This is a genomic window from Bartonella sp. AA81SXKL (genome assembly GCF_042196945.1).
GTDB lineage: Bacteria > Pseudomonadota > Alphaproteobacteria > Rhizobiales > Rhizobiaceae > Bartonella.
Window position 1 is genome coordinate 1 of sequence record NZ_JBHIRH010000090.1, and the last position, 1304, is coordinate 1304.

Genomic DNA, 1304 nt, shown 5'->3' on the forward strand with positions numbered 1-1304 from the left:
CGCAGTGCAGCCTCTATAGCGTGTCGCGGGAGTGATGCTTTTTTTGCTGGTGATGGTGGCTTTTATCAGATCAGTGCTGATGGTCAACTTTTGCCGATAGGCTTTGAGAAGGTTGATAGAACGGTTTTTAAAACCTTTGATAAGTTTGCTCTTGATGAGATGCAAGGGGTTATAGACCCCATTGATAACCGGATTTACTGGTCCTTAAAAAGAGGTAATAACGAGCAAACGACCTTTGTCTATGATTGGGGATTGCAGAAATGGTCGACGCTACAGGGAAAACCTTTCACGTTGTTTCCAGTATTTACGACAGGTTATACTTTAGAACAGTTAGATGAGATCTCGATCAATCTTGAGACATTACCGGCTTCTTTAGACAGCCCTCGTTGGCAAAGTGGCGCTCCCATGCTTGGTGCTTTTGATGATAACAATCGGCTTGTTATGTTTACGGGAGCACCGATGGAGGCAACGGTTGTTTCGCAAGAAATGGGGGCACCAGATGGAAGTTTTAACTTTATCACGAAGATGTTTGCTGAAGTTGATACGACGGAAGGTCTTTTAAGCATAGGAGAGCGTCGGCTTCGCAATCATCAGACGCCGATTATATGGCACCAAGAGAGGGCATGTTCATATGTCACGGGTGCTTATCATGGTCGTTCGCGCAATCGTTATCACCGCTTTAAATTGCGTATTCCTGAAGGTGTTCATTGGAACCAAATCACAGGATTTAATGTGGATTTACGTCCTTTAGGCAGAGGGTAATGGCAAAAGTCTTTTTGACCACGTCTTGGGATATGGAGCGTATAGCGCCTTATCTGGAAGACATCATTGCGTCGTTTCGCGAGTATGTGGAACGTTTTAAACATGAAATCACGTTGCAAGAGCTCCTTGAAGCGATTTGCAGTGGCAAGAAACAGTTATGGCTTGTTTTGGATGATGACGAGCGCTTTTTAGCGGCATTCACGACCCAGATACAGCAGACAGTTTTAGGAAAGAAGCGCGCACTGATTTGTGAATGTAGTGGCAAGGGCATTCTTGATCAAGTTGACAATTTGCAAGTTGTAGAGGATTGGGCGCGTGAGAATGGTGCTTCTGAAATGGAGATCTTGGGTCGTTTAGGTTGGAAGCGTGCACTAACCAAGCAAGGCTATGGCATAGCTATGCTTTATTATAGGAAGGAATTGTGACATGGGGAGCAAGACACCAACAACGACAGAACAGAAGCAGGTACAAACAAGCGCCCCTCCTGCTTGGATGCAGAATGTCTTTAAGCGTGGGGGTGCAGATGCGTATAACATGTATGA

General features: G+C 45.2%; 1 protein-coding gene and 1 pseudogene. Both read left to right on the forward strand.

Annotated elements, in window-relative coordinates; translation table 11 throughout:
* Nucleotides 1–762, forward strand: a pseudogene (locus ACFINZ_RS09705) (hypothetical protein); the annotation flags it as partial.
* Nucleotides 762–1187 carry a hypothetical protein gene (locus ACFINZ_RS09710; protein ID WP_375630382.1) on the forward strand — a complete coding sequence of 142 codons (426 nt, stop codon included), beginning with the start codon at nt 762–764 and terminating at the stop codon, nt 1185–1187. The pseudogene ACFINZ_RS09705 and the gene ACFINZ_RS09710, both read left to right, overlap by 1 nt.
* Nucleotides 1188–1304: the final 117 nt, after the last annotated feature.